Raw genomic sequence first — 18,802 nt, forward strand, 5'->3', positions numbered from 1 at the left:
ATTGCGTCCTTTTTTGCTAGATTGGCTGTAAGTATTAGCTGACAGCCGATTAGCGCATGGCTAATAGCATATCCTGTGGCTGCTCAAGGTATTGTTTCCAAAGGTTGCAGAAACGAGCAATGGTGCCGCCATCAATAACGCGGTGATCCCCAGACCAACTCACTTGCATGATCTGACGCGCTTCGACTTCACCTTTCGCATTAAAGCGCGGCAAGGTTTGTAACTTACCTAATGCGACAATCGCGACTTCCGGCTTATTGATAATAGGCGTTGCGACTGTGCCACCTAAGGCGCCAATATTCGAAATCGAAATGGTGCCTTCTTTAAGATCCGCCGGCGCCACACGGCCGCTGCGCGCAGCATTGGTTAAGCGGGTGATCTCGGCCGCAACCTCAAGGATGCTCTTATCTTGTACATCCTTGACGTTTGGTACCAGTAATCCCACCTTAGAGTCGACCGCCATACCGATGTTATGACGCGCTTTGTAGGTGATTTCCGTACAATCGGCATTCACTTGGCTGTTTAGCACAGGGAACTGCGTTAAGGCTAACGACATGGCCTTCATAAAGAATGGCATCATGGTTAGCTTAACTTCGTCGGAGGAATACTTGGCCTTCATGCTTTCACGCAGTGCGACTAAGTCTGTCAAATCAAACTCTTCGCAATAGGTGAAGTGTGGAATGGTGGATACCGATTCCACCATCATTTTCGCCATCACGGCTTTCACGCCACGGATAGGCTCAACAATGTCACCCCGTGCAGCGCTTGCCACTGCGGTAGAAACGGTCGATTGAGCCACAGTTGGGGCAGCTGCCACTGGCGCAACGGCAGGCACTGCGCCGCCCTGTGCTTGGAAGCGAGTAATGTCTTCCTTATACACACGGCCATGTTTACCACTACCGGGTACGCGACTTAAATCGATATCTAAGGCACGTGCCATACGGCGAACGGCTGGACTGGCTAAGGCTTTACCTTGGCGAGCAGGCTCCGAGGACACCGCCGCGCAAGCGACTGGTGCTGCGGTATTCGCAGCGGTTGCGCTTGCTTCCTGTGCATGTCTGACTGGCGCACTAACTCCACCTTCGACCTCAATCGCAAATAGTGGTGCATGTACTTTCGCTAACTGGCCCTTACGGTAGTGCAATTTGACAATTTTGCCCGCTTTGATAGCAGGGATTTGCACTAGGGCTTTATCTGTCATCACATCGGCGATGGGTTGGTCTTCAACCACAGTATCGCCTTCTTGGACTAGCCATTCGACCAGTTCACACTCAACAATGCCTTCGCCAATATCGGGCAGCAGAAATTCTTCTACGCTCGTACCCGCCGCGCTGGATTGGCTTGCAGGTGCTTGCGTCGCGGTGTGTGCTTCAGGCTGAGATGCAGCAACAGGTGCAGCTTCGTCGGACTCAATCTGCACGGCATAAAGCGGTGCATGCACCTTAGCGATATCGCCTTTGGCGTAATACAGCTTGGTCACGACTCCCGCAAAAGGCGCTGGAATTTGCACTAAGGCTTTGTCAGTCATCACATCGGCGATGGGCTGATCTTCAGCAATCGTATCGCCCTCTTGCACCAACCACTCGACGAGTTCGCACTCGACAACGCCTTCACCAATGTCCGGCAAAATAAAATCTTTAATCATACCGGACTCCTAGAAGTTCACCGATGCCTTAATGGCTTCAAAGGTTTTGAGCGCATCGGGCATATATTCTTTTTCGTGGACCAGTGGATATGGGGTATCTAGACCACATACACGGCTGATGGGTGATTCTAAATACAAGAAACACTCTTGCTGAATCGTCGCGGCGATTTCACCGGCAAAACCACCCGTCAATGGCGCTTCGTGGTTGATCAGTAAGCGGCCTGTCTTCTTCACAGAATCAGCAACGGTATCTACATCCCAAGGCGCGAGTGTACGTAGGTCGATAATTTCGCAGGAAATCCCCTCTTTTGCCGCCATGTCGGCCGCTTTTTCGATGATTTCCATCTGTGCGCCCCAGGCCACTAAGGTGATGTCTTTCCCTTCACGCACCACTTCGGCTTTACCCAGCTCGATTTCATAATCGCCCGCAGGGACTTCACCCACTGAAGCACGGTATAAACGCTTTGGCTCAAAGAACACCACAGGGTTTTTATCGCGAATAGAGGCTAATAATAAGCCCTTGGCCTGCTCTGGATTACGTGGCACAACCACTTTTAAGCCTGGGGTTTGGGTAAAATAAGCTTCTGGCGATTGTGAATGATAATGGCCGCCCGCAATACCGCCACCATAAGGTGTACGGAACACTAGGCTTCCCACGTTAAATTCATTACCACTGCGGTAACGGAATTTAGCAGACTCGTTCACTATTTGATCGAACGCTGGAAAGATGTAATCGGCGAACTGGATTTCGGCTACGGCGGTCATACCATTAGAGGCTAAACCGTTGGCAAAACCCGCAATGCCTTGTTCAGTCAGCGGCGTGTTAAAGCAGCGGCTGCGACCAAACTTTTCCTGTAAACCTGAGGTTGCGCGAAACACACCGCCAAAGTGGCCAACGTCTTCACCAAATACCACCATGCGCTCGTCAGATTGCATGGCGATAGACAAGGCCTCATTGACGGCCTGTAACATATTCATTTCTGCCACGGCTTATAGCCTCCCTGCACTTTTGGGATAGGATTGCGGATATTTCTTGATGTGTTCTTTAAGTTCACTCAGCTGCTTTTTCAGCGCTGGTGTTGGCTTGTCGTACACATCTTCAATGATCTCATCCAGCATAGGGATAGGTAATTTTTCAGCGACTTTAACGGCGGCTAACACTTCTTCACGGTACTTTTCGTAACGCTGGGCATCATCGGCCTCGGCCAACCAGCCTTTGTTGATCAACCATAACTTGAAGCGTTTGACTGGATCGTGTTGCTGCCACTTCGCCTCTTCTTCTTTGGAGCGATAGCCAGAAGGATCGTCAGAAGATGAGTGGGCGCCCAGACGATAAGTCATTGCTTCAATTAACACGGGGGCATTGTGCTCAATCGCATAGGCGCGCGCTTGTTGAGTTGCAGCCAAAACAGCCAACATATCATTGCCATCGACGCGAATGGTGTGCATACCGTAACCCACACCGCGGCTAGCGATACCGTTACCGGCAAACTGCTCTTCAGTTGGGGTGGAAATCGCATAACCATTGTTACGGCAGAAGAAAATCACCGGGCATTTTAACACCGCCGCCATATTCAAGCCGGCGTGGAAGTCACCTTCAGACGCAGCGCCTTCACCAAAATAACAGACGGCGACATTACGTTTGCCCTGCATTTTCAGGCTATAACCGACACCTGTCGCTTGCGGGATTTGCGTGGCCAGTGGCGATGAAATGGTTTGGTAGTTTAACGCCGCGCAGCCGTAGTGGATTGGCATTTGGCGACCTTTACCTAAGTCCTTCTCATTGCTGAACATTTGGTTCATAAACTGTTCAGTCGTAAAACCACGGTAGCGTAGCGCCGCATGTTCACGATATTGCGCGAGGATCACGTCTTCTTGATCAAGCGCCGCGACACTGCCGACGATCGCCGCTTCTTCACCCGTACAGGTCATATAGAAGCTGATCCGTCCCTGACGCTGTGCGCCTAACATACGTTCGTCGAGTACCCGCGTGAATACGCAAGTATCGTAAATTTTGGTGGCTAAGGCTTCATCTATTACAGGCAAAACCGCGGTTTCATAGGTAGTGCCGTCTGCTTGTAGAATTCGAAGGATAGGAATGTGAAGCGATGCCTTATCCAAGAAGCCGACACGGTGCACTGTATCAGTGTTGAGTGTTGCTTTGCTCATATTGTGCTCTTGTTATCTCGTTACGCCATGGAAAATCCACAACGCCTAATTTATACGAATATGCCGGATGAACATTACGTTAACGTAAACTACCTATCAACCGTTGGCACAGTTCAAACGACAACTAATCCCCTGTGGGCATGTATATAATGCTTTACAAAACTAGCGAACATCTGGCGAGACTGAAGGGATCAGGCATATCACAGTGCGATTGCCGATGGGCACCTTAGCATTAGGGAAAACAATCGCTTCAAATTCCTGTTCGACTTTAATTTCCTGTCCACCCTCTCGGGCCAATACAAAGCCTTTCGGGAACGATCGGAAGTTTTCGACATCGGTCGCGAAGGTAAATTCAAAATCATCAAAATGTTTGTTAATCACCCGACACACTTGATACAAATTCACCTTATTCGCCGAGAATGGCTCAAGCGCTAAGGGTTTGTCTGTGATAAGGCGCATAAACATCTCTTGGGCGGCAATAAAACGCGTCATATCGTTTTGCCCCATGGGATATACCTTACCTAATTCAATGGTAAAGGCATCGGCGCCATACTGCTCGGAGGAAAAATAACTAAAGGTGGTCGTCGGCTCATGGTGAAATAACACAGTATCGACGCCACTGGCAGCTAAAAACATGATTTGCTCGGCGCTGTAAGCACGGCCGGGACGATAGGGATAAATCGCAAACTTTTCGTGTTTTGACGCACGCATCGCCGTGTGTAAATCGTAGTGAATACGTTGGCGCCCTGCTGTGCCCTTAAAGAAGCGGTCGACATAGGCTTCTAATTTTTTTGCCCGCACCCGCTCAGGATTGACTAATCCCGGTGGGTTTGAATGCTCGCCACTAAACAGACGATTCATGTTCTCGTCGATAATGCGAGTCCCATTATTAATCGCTAAAGGGTTACCAATAAGAAAGAGCGTGCGTTGTTTGGCGATGATTTTTTGTTGGAGAAGCTGTTTGATTAAGGTATTGCAGAGTTCGATGGGGGCGGTTTCATTACCGTGGACACCGCAGGAGAGAATGACATCCTTACCTTGGGCTTGTACTGGCTCAAAAACGATGACGCCGGTGTCCCACACTTCGACTCGAGTATGTTCCCCTAAGGTGAAACTAAACTCACCCCCGAGGGTTTCAGGATTGGCGAGGGTCAGCGCGAGAAAATCCTTCGAATCTAACAGAGCTTGTAACACAGAATTCTCCTTATAATAGCGTGTTAAAGGCGTGTGTGATGGTAATAACTGCCTGTTTCATGGCACTTATCGCTACCCGCCTTAAAAAGCGCATCCATACTAACACAAGTTTTTGGGCCGTTACTCTGTCATTCTGGTCAAACAAGCGCATTTCACGGCAAAACAACAGCATCTTAGCCACATTTGGTCGACATAGGATTAATTTTGTCGACACACTTGCTTTTAGGCATGAGTTTTATCACAATCCTTAGCCATCTAGACTTCTATCAGGATTTATCATGGCGTTTGCAACTTTCGGTGCCGGCTGTTTTTGGGGCGTGGAGTATTTCTTTAGACAAGTCAACGGCGTGACCAACGCGACCTGCGGCTATATGGGTGGCAATAACGAAGCGACTACCTATGAGGAAGTCAAAAAAGGCAAGACAGGTCATGCCGAAGTCGTGCAAGTGGAGTTTGACCCTGCGATTGTCAGCTACGACGAGTTATTGGATGTGTTTTGGAAGAACCACAACCCGACCACGCTCAATATGCAGGGCGGCGATATCGGCACTCAGTACCGCAGTACCATTTTCTTCCACGACCGTGAGCAAAAAGCCGCGGCCGAAGCCTCCAAACTGGCCTTTGCCCGCTCGGGCCGCTGGGGATTACGCCACATAGTGACTGAAATCGTGCCTTTACAGCAATTCCATGTCGCTGAGGAATATCATCAAAACTATATCGATAAGAATAACTTACCGAGTTGCCATCTCGAGTACTGATCATCACCATTTAGCATCCGAGTGAGCAGCTTTTGCTTCTCATCGCTGCAAATAAAAACGCACCCATAGGATTTCCATGAGTGCGTTTTTATCTGTAAAGAGAATGCGTAAACGCTAAATCAGGCGCTTAGCGCCTTATCAATCAAGGCCTGTGCGTCTTTAATGATATCGGCAAGATGCTGCTCACTGATAAAGCTCTCACCGTAAATCTTAAATAACGCCTCAGTGCCCGACGGCCGCGCCGCGAACCAACCATTGGCCGTCGTCACTTTGATGCCACCAATTGAGGCATTGTTACCTGGGGCATGGGTTAATACGGCATCGATCTTCTCACCCGCCAGCATAGTGGCGTTTAAGGTCTCTGCATTAAGCTTGGCAAATTTGGCTTTGTTCTCAAGGCTAATCGGACTGTCGATACGCTTGTAGAAGCTTTGACCGAACTGCGCCACTAATTCTTGATGGCGTTGCCCCGGCGTCTTGCCAGTAACCGCAAGCATTTCGGCCGCAAGCAATACCAGAATAAAACCGTCTTTGTCGGTACACCAAGTCGTGCCATCACGGCGCAGGAAGGCGGCGCCCGCACTCTCCTCACCACCAAATGCAATGGTTGCCTCGGCTAATCCATCGACGAACCACTTAAAGCCTACCGGGACTTCGAGTAATTTTTTGCCATGGAAGGCGCAGATTTTATCGATAAGCGCGCTCGATACCAGCGTCTTGCCGATGGCTAGCTGCTCGCTCCATTCAGGTCTGTGGGTCAGCAAATAATCAATGGCTACCGCTAAATAATGGTTGGGGTCCATCAGTCCGGTGCCCGGACACACGATTCCGTGTCTGTCGTAGTCAGGATCGTTGCCGACACATAAATCGAAGGATTCTTTGTGGGCCAGTAAGCCGGCCATCGCATAGGGCGAAGAACAATCCATACGGATCTTGCCGTCTTTATCGAGCGACATAAAGCTAAAGCTTGGGTCGACTTTATCGTTAACTAAGGTGATATTGATGCCATAGTGCTTGGCAATCGGCGCCCAATAATGAATACCCGAGCCGCCTAATGGGTCAACGCCCAATTTAAGCTTAGCCTTGGCGATAGCGTGCATATCGACCACATTTTCTAAATCCGCGACATAGGGCGTGATCAGATCGATGGCATGCACATAACCCGAAGCCAATGCATCTGCATAAGCCAGCTTATTAACGCCCTTTAACCCTGCGCGCAGGTAATCGTTGGCGCGGGACTCAATCCACGCTGTGATATTACCTTCGGCTGGGCCGCCATGGGGAGGATTGTACTTGATGCCACCATCCTGCGGTGGATTGTGAGATGGCGTAATAATCAAACCATCGCTTAAGGCGGCACCACTCAGCGCCGCTTCACGATTGGCGCAGATAATGGCATGGGACACCACAGGCGTGGGGGTAAAGCCATCATTTTGCTGAATATGCACAGTCACCTTATTTGCCGCTAACACTTCAATCGCCGACACGTAAGCCGCATAAGATAAGGCGTGGGTATCGATACCTAAGAATAGCGGGCCGTCGATATTCACCGATTGGCGATAATCCACCACGGCCTGGGTAATCGCCCAAATATGGTCTTGATTAAAACTTGCTTGAAACGCAGTTCCGCGGTGACCCGAGGTCCCGAACGTCACACGTTGCTCTGCAGCATCAACATTAGGTTTGATGCTGTAATAATGGCTCATCAGCTTTGGAATATTCACCAGATCCGTCTGACTCGCAGTTTGTCCTGCCCGTTGATGTATTGCCACCTGATCCTCTCCTACTGGAAAATCGGTTAATTAAATGGAAACGCCGCATCATTGCGGCGTCGATAAAGGCGTTATACGCGTTCGGCAATGCCGTTGGCGATTTGGGCATCGCAGCCAAATTGCATTAAGGCTTCGACTAAAATCGCCCGTTTTTTGGCGGTGTTATTGTTGGTCGTGACCCAAAATCCGGTATTACCGATTTCCTTGGGGTTGGCGGTAGCACTGGCCTTGAGTAACTCTTCCCGTGAACGCGCAAAATAGAGTCGATCGCGACCTTGGATCTGCAAAATTTGTGAGAATTGCGCTTGGCTCTGTTGATATAAACTCTCAAGCAAGAATAAGAAACGACCCACGGCGCCTTTTTGCTGTTCTAACTTATGCTCATCCACCAATTGATTGAAATCGGCCGCAGAGACTAAGGTTTCGACCTGAGGCGCAATCTGTGGCTCAGACGTCGTTGCCTCTAAACTCGGTTGGCTAATGGCCTGTGGCTGCGCCTGTTCAACCGCATCGACGGACAGGCCGAGTAATCGACGGAGAATGTCAGAGGCGCTCTCACCAATACGTTCCGTTTTGCTGGCAATATGACGATAGAGCTCTTCATCCACTTCGATGTATTTCATAACCTTATTATCCTTTGTTATTCGATAGGCTTAACCGAAAAAGTGCACCACAGGCGATCCTCGCAAAGGATCTGTGCGATCGTTGCCCCAGTGTATCTATCTCTATCAATCTGATAAAGCATCATTAATCTAAAAATGCGTGAAATCGCACATCAAATTAGCACAAGCGTGTTAATCGCTGAAAAAGCCAGCAAGTTCGGTACACTGTGCCTCAAAATCGCCTCAAGACTTGTCAAACTTAACCCATTAGGGGCACAATCCGCAGCACTTTATGTACCACAGCACAGGCGATTCCATGAATTTTGCATCCACAGGTCAAGGAGAAGCAGTCCTCCTTATCCACGGACTCTTTGGCAATTTAGATAATCTTAAGGGGCTAGGACAAGTCCTCGAAGCAAATCATCAGGTTATCCGCGTTGATGTGCCTAATCATGGTTTGAGTGAACATTGGCAGGAGATGGATTACCCAAGCTTAGCCAAGGCCATGGTGGCGTTGTTAGATGAACTTGAGCTTGAGCGTGTACACATTGTTGGCCATTCCATGGGCGGTAAAATCGCCATGGCAACCGCCCTTGCCTATCCTGAGCGCATCATAAGCCTGGTGGCCGCAGATATTGCCCCAGTAGCTTATCAGCCGCGCCATGATGTGGTATTTGCGGCACTTGAAAGTTTGCCACTTGAAGGCCACACCGACCGCCGCTTTGCGTTATCGCATTTATTAGCGGGTGGCATCGATGAACCGACCGCGCAGTTTTTACTCAAAAACCTCCAGCGCACCGACACCGGCTTTCGTTGGAAGATGAACCTTACTGGCTTAAAAAGCTGCTATCCCAACATCATTGGTTGGCCTAATGAAAACCACAAATTGCAGCAAGTCTATAACGAACCGAGCCTTTTTATCCGTGGTGGCGAGTCCAATTATGTGACCGCCGAGCACCGCGATGAGATCATGCGTCAATTTCCCGCGGCGCAGGCCAAAACATTAGAAGGTTGCGGCCATTGGCTACATGCCCAAAAACCGGCTGTTTTTAATCGAATTGTGTCTGAATTTATTGACAAACACTCAGTGTAAATGACAATGATTCTCGACCTAAATCATATAGCCGACACCTTGCTGATGTGATATATTCGCGCCTCTTTTAGCCTTAGAAGACTCTAGAGGACTAAGAAAGTATGTTATCTCAGTACATGGAACAAATTGAAACCATCGGCCTGAACCTGTTTTTTGCCGCGATATTTTTCTTTATCGGCATGGCCATCCACGATGTGCTTAAACAAGGTAATGTGCCGAAATTTGGTCGATTTATTGTGTGGTTAGTGTTATTTCTCGGCTGCGCCGGGTTTATTGCAAAAGGTATTATCCAGATGTCCTGGGAAGGTTCAGGCGTCGGTTAAACAATAAGAACATGGCAAAAGAAGCAACAGATAGAACTACCATTGACCTTTTTGCCAATGAAAAGCGCCGGGGCCGCCCACGTAGCAATCCTTTGTCCCGTAGCCAGCAACTTAAGGTCAATAAGCGCAACCAGATCCAGCGGGATAAAGCCAAAGGATTAAAGCGAATAGAGTTAAAGGTGTCACAAGATTTATATGACGCCTTGAATGAGCAGGCATTGGCCAGTAACATCAGCCGAAGCCAGTTAATCGAATTAATTCTTCAGCAAAAAATAGAATGCTGAGCAATCGATAGCAGCAAGATTAACGTATAAGTGAACTAGACATAAAGGATAGACAATGGCAACTGTAGGTCTTTTTTTCGGTAGCGACACAGGCAACACCGAAGCTGTCGCCAAGATGATCCAGAAGAAACTGGGTAAGAAAATGGTTGAGGTGAAAGATATCGCCAAGAGCACCAAAGAACAGATCGCAGAATACGACCTGCTGCTGTTCGGCATCCCAACCTGGTATTACGGTGAAGCACAGTGCGACTGGGATGACTTTTTCCCTGAATTAGAACAAATTGATTTTACAGACAAACTGGTTGCTATCTTCGGTTGTGGTGACCAAGAAGACTACGCAGAATACTTCCTCGATGCCATGGGCATGGTGGGCGATATCGTTCAAGCTCGTGGCGGTATCATCATCGGTCACTGGCCAACGGCTGGTTATAACTTCGAAGCGTCAAAAGGCTTAGTCGATGATGACCACTTCATTGGTTTAGGGATTGACGAAGACCGTCAACCAGAGCTGACTGAAGAGCGTGTGGATGCTTGGGTTAAACAAATCTACGAAGAAATGTGCTTAGCCGAGTTCGAAGACTAAGCTCAGTTCCGTAAAAAAAGCGGCCGAAACGCCGCTTTTTTTATGTGTGCTCTCCCGATTATTGAAAGCGATACACTCAATGGCAACCACCGCCCCCCACTGGGACATCTTTTGCTGCGTCGTCGATAATTACGGCGATATCGGCGTCACTTGGCGCTTAGCCAAACAGCTGGTCAGTGAATATCAGCTCCCCATTACACTCTGGGTCGATGACTTAAACAGCTTCTCGCATATTTTACCGAGCCTTGACCCAAACCAAAGCAGCCAGGTCTTTAATGGCGTCACCATCAATCATTGGACAACGCCCCTGCCCGTGGCATTTGTGCCCGGCGCCGTGTTAATTGAAGCCTTTGCCTGCGAACTGCCTGACGAGGTCAAACAACAACTCATCACGCTGCACAGCACCACACCGCAAGCTGTGCCTGTATGGCTGAATTTAGAATATTTAAGCGCCGAATACTGGGTCGATGGCTGCCATGGGTTACCCTCGATGCAGGCAAGTGGCATCAAAAAGTATTTCTTTTTCCCGGGTTTTACCCCAAAGACGGGTGGACTGATCTGTGAACGGGAGTTATTTGCCGAACGCGATGCATGGCAACAGGATAGCGCAAATAAATTGCAATTATTTGAGCGCCTTGGTCTTAAGGATATTCAAGCGCAAGATACTGTCTACAGCGTCTTTAGTTATGAAACTGATTCTCTGCTGGCCTTGTGTGAGCTTTGGCAAGCCAGTGCAACAAGCGATGCCAAAATCCATGCGCTTATTCCCAAGGGACGCAGCTTAAACAGCTTACAACACTTATTACCCTGCAAGGTTGAGGCGCTCAGCCCCGGACAGCAAATTAAGCTAGGTCATTTGACCCTGCATATCTTGCCGATGACAGACCAACAAGGGTTCGATCGCCTGCTGTGGAGCTGCGACTTTAATATTGTCCGCGGTGAAGACAGCTTCTTGAGGGCGCAATGGGCCGCTAAACCCTTCATTTGGCATATTTATCCGCAAGAAGATGATTATCATCTAATAAAATTAGAAGCTTTTATCCAACTTTACTGCGATAATCTGCCCCCTGATATTGCCGACACTTGGTCTAAATTGAATGTTGCATTTAACCAAGGCGAGCAATCTGCCGTGAAAACTCACTGGCAAAACCTAAATCCTGTCAGTTTGCCACTCTTGCAACATGCTAAAGAATGGCCAATTGACGCAATAAATGCTGCAGATCTTGCAACTCGGCTAGTCCAATTCGTGAAAAAAAGCTAAGATGCTGCGCTGAAATAGAAAATCGACATATAGGAAATTGTGTAATGAAAACTGCTCATGAAGTCCGTCCAGGTAACGTGATCATGTTTGAAGGCAGCCCATGGGTTGTACAGAAAACAGAAACAACTCGCTCTGGCCGTAACGCTGCTATCGTTAAGTTAAAACTGAAAAACTTACTGCTTAACTCAGGCACCGAAACCACTTTCAAAGGTGAAGATAAGATTGACGATATTATCCTAGATCGTCTGGATTGTACTTATTCTTACTTTGCTGATCCTATGTACGTGTTCATGGACGCAGAATACAACCAATACGACGTAGAAGCTGAGAACTTAGGTGATGCAGCGGCTTACATCGTTGACGGTATGGAAGAAACTTGCCAAGTGACTTTCTACGAAGGCAAAGCAATTTCTGTTGAAATGCCAACCACTATCGTACGTGAAGTGATCTACACTGAGCCATCAGCTCGTGGCGATACATCAGGTAAAGTAATGAAGCCAGCAACTATCACTGGCGGCGGTACAATCAGCGTGGCTGACTTCGTTAAAGTTGGCGACAAGATTGAAATCGACACTCGTACTGGCGAATTCAAGAAGCGCGTATAATCGCCCTTCCTACTCCCAGATAAAAAAGCCAGTGCCTGCACTGGCTTTTTTATTGCCTCGAATTTGATGCTTCTAACGGTTTGCAGCGAACTGTTATCACATGAAATTAGGTATCGAGGTAAACAGCGAAGAGTTCTTTAGTGGACCGAGCCAGTCAACGCGAGCAATAAACGTTAGCAATAAACATTGGCAATAAACGTTGGCAATAAAAAAACCAGCCGTAGCTGGTTTTTTATATTTACTGCATCGCAGCTTAGGCAATCAAGATAAAGCCAAAGAACGCAATCACAGCGGCAATTAACGCATAGGGTAACTGAGTCACCGCATGGCTCACTAAGTTACAACCAGAGCCTTGTGCGGCCAATACGGTCGAATCTGAGTAGAAACACGCTTGGCTACCAAATGATGATGCCGACAACAGCGCACCAATCACCAGTGGAATATCCGCACCAACCGATTGCGCCAATGGCATCACAATTGGAATGGTCACCGCAAAAATACCCCAGCTTGAACCCGTCGCAAAGGCAAGGATAGCCATAGAGAGGAATACTACCGCAGGCAACATCTTAGGCGTCATGAATGGGCTCAGTGATTCAATCACATATTGTGGCAGCAGCAGCGCATCACACACATCCTTAAACACGAATGCGGCGATCACGGTACCAATGGCGGGCAACATGCTCTTAAAACCATCGATCATCTGATCCATCATTTCTGACAGTGGCATTAAACGTTGCACTGCATAGTAAGGCAGCGTGATAACTAATGTCGCTAACAAGCCCTTCCACACGTCGATATCAAAATAAACGGTAAAGGCAACCAGTAGCAGAATAGGCACTAAGAAGTTGTGCAGCTTGCCCTGATTGTCGGCATGCTTAAACTCTTCTTCAATCGCAGCAATCGCGTATTCATCAGAGGTTTGTACCTGGTCTAAATCGACTTGCGCCTCAGCAGGTTCACCTTGGGCGGCGCGCAGCTGGGCTTTTTTCATCGGACCAATGGCAGGCACAACACCTAACACCACCAGTAACACCATGGCTACGGCTAACCAAGCGTAAAGCATGTAGGGGATCGCCTGCATATATACGCTAATGCCCTGACCTTCAGCCGCCACACCGTTATCGACCAGCAAGCCACCAAAGAATACTGCCCAGGTGGATAATGGCACGAGCACGCACACTGGTGCTGCGGTAGAGTCAACCACATAGGCCAGCATTTCACGGGACACTTTAAACTTATCGGTCACACGCTTCATGGTTTCACCCACGGTTAACGCGTTCAAATAGTCATCGATAAAAATCACAATCCCGAGAATAAAGGTCATAAACAGAGAGGATTTAGGGCCTTTAGCAAATTTCAGTGCGTTTCGACCAAACGCCAGTGCACCACCAGTACGCACTAACAGGGCAATTAACGCACCAAAACAACCACACACTAAAATCAACCAACCGATGGTTTCATCGGCCATGACTTTTAATGAAGTGCTGGCGAAATTATTTAAGACTTGCGACGGATCGAGTAACAGAAAACCAGTTACCGCACCAATGATCAGAGAAAGAATGGGGCGGCGTAACCAAATGGCCAACACCAATACCACCAGAGGTGGAATAAGACTTAACGCTGTCGGTTCAGACATGCACTTAGGTCCTCTAAATAAGTTGCCTAAAGGCAAAAGTTTTTAGAACAGCGCCTGAAATCACCTCGATAACGGACGCCAATATTGCTGCTTCATGATGACTAACTCCGCTGATAAAACCTGCTAAAAGCTTGTTATCTTAGGTGCCTTGCCAAAAACATCGCGCAGAAAATAAAGCGCATCGAATATCGAGTCAACCATAAATTTATGCTAACCATAAATAATTTTTAATACTGAAATAAGCATTGATATATGTGCATGATTTTAAATAACTTTAAACCCGCACAACGAAATCTTTATTTGACCTTAAATGCTTAATAAGCATTCAGTTAATCTGCCTAAATATCAAAAAATCGCTGAACACCCGATAAAACCGCATTAACTAAAATCACCACTAGTAAATCAGCGGTTAAGCAAAAACTGATTAACAATTTTATTAACATTTAACCGCTGAATGGATTTTCAGTTTCAAAAAAAGCGAGCACAAGCTCAAGCAAGCCACTTGATAGTCGCAAAGGCTGACCCCATCAAAACCAATAGTGTATTAGCTTGATATTTTGCAAATACTCAGCATTTAAAACTTGTTTTAATTTATTTAAAGCTTGGTTAAAGCATATTTAACTGGCGAGTTTGATGAAAAAAACTTGTTATTTGTGCTCAAGCCCCCTTCCTTAAGCCAAATAATTTCGTTATGGTGCACAAACTTAAGCCTAAATTAACTGCATGTTTCGAGGTGTAAATGCGCCCTATCATCAAGTCCAACAAGTTGGATACTGTTTGCTACGACATCCGCGGCCCAGTGCACAAGGAAGCCAGACGTTTAGAAGACGAGGGACACCGCATCCTCAAACTCAACATTGGTAACCCCGCCCCCTTCGGTTTTGAAGCGCCGGAAGAAATTGTGCGCGATGTGATCCTCAATCTTCCCAGCGCCCAAGGCTACTGTGAGTCGAAAGGATTATTCTCTGCCCGCAAGGCGATTGTGCAGCATTATCAAGCGCAGGGCATTAAAGGCGTCGATATCGAAGATGTCTATATCGGTAATGGTGTGTCAGAGCTGATTATGATGGCCATGCAGGGCTTATTAAACACCGATGATGAAGTGCTGATCCCCTCGCCCGACTATCCGCTATGGACCGCGGCGGCAAATTTAGCCGGCGGTAAAGCGGTACATTACCGCTGTGATGAAGAGGCGGATTGGTTTCCGGATCTTGATGATATTAAGAGCAAAATTTCGTCTCGTACCCGTGGTATTGTGCTGATTAACCCAAACAACCCAACGGGCGCTGTTTACAGCAAAGAATTACTGCTGCAAGTTATCGAGCTCTGCCGCGAGCACAACCTGATCCTGTTTGCCGATGAAATCTACGATAAGATTTTATACGACAAGGCCAAACATATTCCGGCCGCGAGCCTTTCTGACGATATCTTAACCGTGACCTTTAATGGTCTTTCAAAAGCCTATCGCGCAGCGGGCTTTCGGGTCGGTTGGATGATGTTGTCTGGCAATCTTAAGGCAGCCAAAAGTTATATCGAAGGTTTAGAGATGCTCTCCTCGATGCGCCTGTGTGCCAACGTGCCGAATCAACACGCGATTCAAACCGCGCTCGGCGGTTACCAAAGCATTAATGAGCTGATTTTGCCTAGCGGCCGCTTAACCGTGCAGCGCGATACCTGCTATGAGTTATTGAACCAAATTCCCGGTGTGAGCGTGAAAAAGCCCAAGGGGGCACTGTACGCCTTCCCCAAATTGGACATGAAGAAGTTCAATCTCAGGGATGATGAACGCTTAGTACTCGATTTGCTCAGGGATAAAAAAATCCTCCTCGTGCACGGCAGCGCCTTTAACTGGCCAGAGCCGGATCACTTAAGAGTGGTGTTTTTACCCTATAAGGAAGATTTGACTAAAGCATTGACAGAGTTTGGCAATTTCCTCGAGACCTACAAGCAATAATGTTTTAGTCTCACCGCCAAAAAGACCGTTAAGTTAACCTCGGCTAAAGCGATCCTCAGGGTCGCTTTATTTTTACAGTGCGTAAAAACTCTTCAATCATTCCACTCACTTATCTATCTTGCCTGTGTTAGGCTAAAGCTTCATCGCCGTACTTTTTTAATCCGTACTTTTTAAGCCGTATTTTTTAAGCCACGCTTCTCGCCGATATATCTCGAGTTGAGTGTTGTGCGGTCCGGCATTCATATAAAGGAGCATTATGAGTCATTTATTTGCCCACCTCGCCCGAATGAAACTTATCCAGCGCTGGCCATTAATGTACAACGTGCGCACCGAAAATGTTCAAGAGCATTCACTGCAAGTTGCCATGGTCGCCCATGCCCTCGTGATTATCAGTAATAAGAAATTTGGCACCACGCTCAATGCCCATCAGGCGACCAGTTTAGCGATTTTCCATGATGCTAGTGAGATCTTAACTGGCGACTTACCGACTCCGGTAAAGTACTTTAATAAAGAAATCGAAGCCGAGTATAAGAAGATTGAGGCCATTGCCGAGCAACGCATGCTCGATATGGTACCCGATGAATTTAAAGAGGATTATCGCAGCCTGTTTATTAGCGATTACGCCGATCCAATTTACAAAGCCATAGTCAAATCCGCCGATACCCTGTGCGCTTACCTTAAATGTCTAGAGGAAAACCGCGCCGGCAACACCGAATTTAATACCGCGCGTAAACGACTCGAAGCCATGCTGGCGGCCAATCCCGATCCGGCGGTGAAATATTTTATGGATTGCTTTGTGCCAAGTTTCACCTTGAATTTAGATGAAATTAACAAGATGTTATGATGTATCACTCTCTCTAGGAATGCATATGAGCTCAAGTGTTTGGCAAGAACGCCGCCATGGCGAAGATAAACAAAGACGTAATGATCATCGAAGCCCTTTCCAAAGGGACAGAGCAAGGATCCTCCACTCCGCCGCCTTTCGCCGCCTGCAGGCCAAAACCCAAGTGCTTGGGGTGGGCATGAATGACTTTTATCGTACGCGCTTAACCCATTCACTCGAAGTGTCACAAATCGGCACGGGCATCGCGGCGCAGCTCAGCCGTAAGTATCCCGAGCATAAGCCCTTATTAGGCTCGATGAGCCTACTCGAATCCCTCTGTCTTGCCCATGATATTGGCCATCCGCCCTTTGGCCATGGCGGTGAAGTCGCACTCAACTATATGATGCGCCACCACGGCGGCTTTGAAGGCAATGGCCAGACGTTTCGCATCCTCTCGAAACTTGAACCCTACACCTTAGATTTTGGGATGAATCTGTGCCGCCGTACTATGCTCGGCATTTTAAAATATCCCGCGCCGCAATCACTGCTGTTTGTGGCAGGTTCGCATCCTGAAATCACCAATCACAGACAGCTTAAACCATCACAATGGCCGCCTGTTAAAGGCATATTCGACGATGATAGCGACATTTTCGATTGGGTACTGGAACCGTTATCCGTTGCCGATAGAGCGCGCTTTACCTCCGTTCAGCCGAGCCTGCAGCCAAACTACCCGCATCTACGCACTCAGTTTAAATCCTTCGATTGCTCGATTATGGAACTGGCGGACGACATCGCCTACGCGGTGCACGATCTTGAAGATGCCATTGTCATGGGCATAGTCACCGCCTCGCAATGGCAACAGGATGTGGCGCCGACACTTAAGCACAGTGGCGATCCTTGGATCCGCCAGGAGCTTGCCGATATCGGCACTAAGCTCTTCTCCCATGAACATCATCTGCGAAAGGATGCCATCGGCACCTTAGTAAATGGCTTTGTCACCGCCATAATCATCAACGACGATCCGGCTTTCGAGGAACCGTTGCTGCGGTTTAATGCCAGCCTCGAACCCGAATTTGCTGATGCGCTCAATGTGCTAAAGCAGTTAGTGTTTAAATACGTTATCCATAAACCTGAGATCCAAATGCTGGAATACAAGGGCCAACAAATTGTAATGGGGCTCTTTGAGGCGTTCGCCTCGGATCCTGAGCGGTTATTACCACTCAATACACAAGAACGTTGGCGCACCAGTGAGCTGCAAGGCCAAAACAGCCACAGGGTGTTGGCGGATTATATTTCTGGCATGACGGATGAATTTGCCGGACGACTGTACCAGCAGTTGTTTAGCCCCAAGGCTGGCTCGAACGTGGAACTCAGCAAAGAGATGTAATACTGAACAGGCAATAAAAAACCACCGCAAGGTGGTTTTTTATTCTCAGTGCGTTCCGCAAGTAAACGGCTTAGAGTCCGCCAATCGCATCTTTACACAATTGAGTGATACGCGCCCAATCGCCCTGCTCCATTGCATCCGTTGGGGCAATCCAGCTGCCGCCGATACAATCTACATTTTTCAGCGCTAAATAATCTTTATAGCTGCTTGGCGTAATACCACCCGTTGGGCAGAAACGGATATCCGCTAATGGGCCAGAGAATGCTTTTAGCGCATCCACACCGCCCGAGGCTTCCGCTGGGAAGAATTTAAAGTGAGTGTAACCGAGCGCCATGCCCGTCATCACTTCGGAGATGCTGGCAACGCCAGGGATCAAAGGCACAGGGCCTTGCATACCGGCTTTAAGCAGCTCAACCGTCGCTCCTGGGGTGATAATAAATTGTGCACCGGCAGCAATCGCTTGATCGAGCTGGGCTTCATTTAAAATGGTACCCGCGCCAACAAGTGCCTCAGGCACTTCTTGGGCGATCTTAGTGATAGCGTCGAGGGCGCATGGAGTACGTAATGTCACTTCCAAAACGCTGATCCCGCCAGCGACTAAAGCTTTAGCCAACGGCACCGCATGTTCAATCTTGTTAATGACCATAACAGGAACAATAGGGCTGCGTTTAAAAATATCTTGTGGTTGTAATGACCAGTTATTCTCAAGCATT

18 protein-coding genes are annotated in these 18,802 nt (G+C 48.1%); 10 read left to right on the forward strand and 8 right to left on the reverse strand.

What is annotated here, in order from left to right:
• Positions 1-49 precede the first annotated feature (49 nt).
• The 4 genes from CBX96_RS06030 to astE all read right to left on the reverse strand — a co-directional run bounded on the left by CBX96_RS06030 (position 50) and on the right by astE (position 5,008).
• A complete protein-coding gene (locus CBX96_RS06030) occupies positions 50-1,645 on the reverse strand; it encodes a dihydrolipoyllysine-residue acetyltransferase (RefSeq protein ID WP_109286073.1) in 1,596 nt (531 codons plus the stop codon).
• A 9-nt stretch (positions 1,646-1,654) separates the two neighbouring features.
• Positions 1,655-2,632 (reverse strand): alpha-ketoacid dehydrogenase subunit beta, encoded by a 978-nt coding sequence (locus CBX96_RS06035; RefSeq protein ID WP_011622791.1) that lies wholly within the window; start codon positions 2,630-2,632, stop codon positions 1,655-1,657.
• A 3-nt stretch (positions 2,633-2,635) separates the two neighbouring features.
• Complete coding sequence (locus CBX96_RS06040; protein ID WP_011717094.1) at positions 2,636-3,814, reverse strand: thiamine pyrophosphate-dependent dehydrogenase E1 component subunit alpha; 1,179 nt, start codon at positions 3,812-3,814, stop codon at positions 2,636-2,638.
• A gap of 162 nt (positions 3,815-3,976) precedes the next feature.
• The gene (gene astE / locus CBX96_RS06045) at positions 3,977-5,008 is read right to left on the reverse strand and encodes a succinylglutamate desuccinylase (protein WP_109286074.1); all 1,032 of its coding nucleotides are present in this window, start codon (positions 5,006-5,008) and stop codon (positions 3,977-3,979) included.
• Between the two features lie 278 nt (positions 5,009-5,286).
• Between astE and msrA the strand changes: the two genes are divergently transcribed.
• On the forward strand, positions 5,287-5,766 hold the full coding sequence (msrA, locus tag CBX96_RS06050) for a peptide-methionine (S)-S-oxide reductase MsrA (RefSeq protein WP_109286075.1): 480 nt from the start codon (positions 5,287-5,289) through the stop codon (positions 5,764-5,766).
• 119 nt (positions 5,767-5,885) lie between these two features.
• Here the strand turns inward: msrA and pgm are convergent, their stop codons facing one another.
• A complete protein-coding gene (gene pgm, locus CBX96_RS06055) occupies positions 5,886-7,538 on the reverse strand; it encodes a phosphoglucomutase (alpha-D-glucose-1,6-bisphosphate-dependent) (RefSeq protein WP_109286076.1) in 1,653 nt (550 codons plus the stop codon).
• A gap of 71 nt (positions 7,539-7,609) precedes the next feature.
• Positions 7,610-8,161, reverse strand: coding sequence for a replication initiation negative regulator SeqA (gene seqA / locus CBX96_RS06060; protein WP_109286077.1), 552 nt, complete (start codon positions 8,159-8,161; stop codon positions 7,610-7,612).
• 295 nt (positions 8,162-8,456) lie between these two features.
• On the opposite strand from seqA, the gene CBX96_RS06065 reads away from it, so the two are divergent.
• From CBX96_RS06065 to efp, 6 genes are all read left to right on the forward strand, one after another.
• Entirely contained in the window at positions 8,457-9,233 is a 777-nt protein-coding gene (locus CBX96_RS06065) for an alpha/beta fold hydrolase (RefSeq protein ID WP_109286078.1), read from the forward strand.
• Positions 9,234-9,334: 101 nt separating this feature from the next.
• Entirely contained in the window at positions 9,335-9,556 is a 222-nt protein-coding gene (locus tag CBX96_RS06070; protein WP_039976885.1) for a DUF2788 domain-containing protein, read from the forward strand.
• A gap of 11 nt (positions 9,557-9,567) precedes the next feature.
• Complete coding sequence (gene ybfE / locus CBX96_RS06075) at positions 9,568-9,840, forward strand: LexA regulated protein (RefSeq protein WP_011622798.1); 273 nt, start codon at positions 9,568-9,570, stop codon at positions 9,838-9,840.
• A gap of 55 nt (positions 9,841-9,895) precedes the next feature.
• Positions 9,896-10,423 (forward strand): flavodoxin FldA, encoded by a 528-nt coding sequence (gene fldA, locus CBX96_RS06080; protein WP_011622799.1) that lies wholly within the window; start codon positions 9,896-9,898, stop codon positions 10,421-10,423.
• Positions 10,424-10,502: 79 nt separating this feature from the next.
• On the forward strand, positions 10,503-11,684 hold the full coding sequence (gene earP / locus CBX96_RS06085) for an elongation factor P maturation arginine rhamnosyltransferase EarP (protein WP_109286079.1): 1,182 nt from the start codon (positions 10,503-10,505) through the stop codon (positions 11,682-11,684).
• A 44-nt stretch (positions 11,685-11,728) separates the two neighbouring features.
• Positions 11,729-12,289, forward strand: a complete 561-nt coding sequence (gene efp / locus CBX96_RS06090; protein ID WP_011622801.1) for an elongation factor P — start codon at positions 11,729-11,731, stop codon at positions 12,287-12,289.
• 253 nt (positions 12,290-12,542) lie between these two features.
• Here the strand turns inward: efp and CBX96_RS06095 are convergent, their stop codons facing one another.
• Positions 12,543-13,925 carry a Na+/H+ antiporter NhaC family protein gene (locus tag CBX96_RS06095; RefSeq protein ID WP_011717101.1) on the reverse strand — a complete coding sequence of 461 codons (1,383 nt, stop codon included), beginning with the start codon at positions 13,923-13,925 and terminating at the stop codon, positions 12,543-12,545.
• A gap of 739 nt (positions 13,926-14,664) precedes the next feature.
• Between CBX96_RS06095 and CBX96_RS06100 the strand changes: the two genes are divergently transcribed.
• The 3 genes from CBX96_RS06100 (at position 14,665) to CBX96_RS06110 (ending at position 18,089) form a co-directional block, all read left to right on the forward strand.
• Complete coding sequence (locus CBX96_RS06100; protein WP_109286080.1) at positions 14,665-15,879, forward strand: pyridoxal phosphate-dependent aminotransferase; 1,215 nt, start codon at positions 14,665-14,667, stop codon at positions 15,877-15,879.
• Between the two features lie 256 nt (positions 15,880-16,135).
• Positions 16,136-16,723: a 5'-deoxynucleotidase gene (gene yfbR, locus CBX96_RS06105; protein ID WP_109286081.1), complete on the forward strand. Its 588-nt coding sequence runs from the start codon at positions 16,136-16,138 to the stop codon at positions 16,721-16,723.
• A 25-nt stretch (positions 16,724-16,748) separates the two neighbouring features.
• The gene (locus tag CBX96_RS06110) at positions 16,749-18,089 is read left to right on the forward strand and encodes an anti-phage deoxyguanosine triphosphatase (RefSeq protein ID WP_109286082.1); all 1,341 of its coding nucleotides are present in this window, start codon (positions 16,749-16,751) and stop codon (positions 18,087-18,089) included.
• Positions 18,090-18,159: 70 nt separating this feature from the next.
• Here the strand turns inward: CBX96_RS06110 and CBX96_RS06115 are convergent, their stop codons facing one another.
• A complete protein-coding gene (locus tag CBX96_RS06115; protein WP_011717104.1) occupies positions 18,160-18,801 on the reverse strand; it encodes a bifunctional 4-hydroxy-2-oxoglutarate aldolase/2-dehydro-3-deoxy-phosphogluconate aldolase in 642 nt (213 codons plus the stop codon).
• Between the last annotated feature and the right edge of the window lies 1 nt (position 18,802).

Source organism: Shewanella sp. BC20, from assembly GCF_003129585.1.
Lineage (GTDB): Bacteria > Pseudomonadota > Gammaproteobacteria > Enterobacterales > Shewanellaceae > Shewanella > Shewanella seohaensis.

Coding starts and splice junctions, on each gene's coding strand:
- efp (WP_011622801.1), top strand. CDS start 11,729: ATGAAAACTGCTCATGAAGTCCGTCCAGGTAACGTGATCATGTTTGAA.
- msrA (WP_109286075.1), top strand. CDS start 5,287: ATGGCGTTTGCAACTTTCGGTGCCGGCTGTTTTTGGGGCGTGGAGTAT.
- CBX96_RS06115 (WP_011717104.1), bottom strand. CDS start 18,801: ATGCTTGAGAATAACTGGTCATTACAACCACAAGATATTTTTAAACGC.
- CBX96_RS06070 (WP_039976885.1), top strand. CDS start 9,335: ATGTTATCTCAGTACATGGAACAAATTGAAACCATCGGCCTGAACCTG.
- CBX96_RS06030 (WP_109286073.1), bottom strand. CDS start 1,645: ATGATTAAAGATTTTATTTTGCCGGACATTGGTGAAGGCGTTGTCGAG.
- CBX96_RS06040 (WP_011717094.1), bottom strand. CDS start 3,814: ATGAGCAAAGCAACACTCAACACTGATACAGTGCACCGTGTCGGCTTC.
- ybfE (WP_011622798.1), top strand. CDS start 9,568: ATGGCAAAAGAAGCAACAGATAGAACTACCATTGACCTTTTTGCCAAT.
- CBX96_RS06100 (WP_109286080.1), top strand. CDS start 14,665: ATGCGCCCTATCATCAAGTCCAACAAGTTGGATACTGTTTGCTACGAC.
- CBX96_RS06110 (WP_109286082.1), top strand. CDS start 16,749: ATGAGCTCAAGTGTTTGGCAAGAACGCCGCCATGGCGAAGATAAACAA.
- earP (WP_109286079.1), top strand. CDS start 10,503: ATGGCAACCACCGCCCCCCACTGGGACATCTTTTGCTGCGTCGTCGAT.
- seqA (WP_109286077.1), bottom strand. CDS start 8,161: ATGAAATACATCGAAGTGGATGAAGAGCTCTATCGTCATATTGCCAGC.
- CBX96_RS06095 (WP_011717101.1), bottom strand. CDS start 13,925: ATGTCTGAACCGACAGCGTTAAGTCTTATTCCACCTCTGGTGGTATTG.
- CBX96_RS06065 (WP_109286078.1), top strand. CDS start 8,457: ATGAATTTTGCATCCACAGGTCAAGGAGAAGCAGTCCTCCTTATCCAC.
- fldA (WP_011622799.1), top strand. CDS start 9,896: ATGGCAACTGTAGGTCTTTTTTTCGGTAGCGACACAGGCAACACCGAA.
- yfbR (WP_109286081.1), top strand. CDS start 16,136: ATGAGTCATTTATTTGCCCACCTCGCCCGAATGAAACTTATCCAGCGC.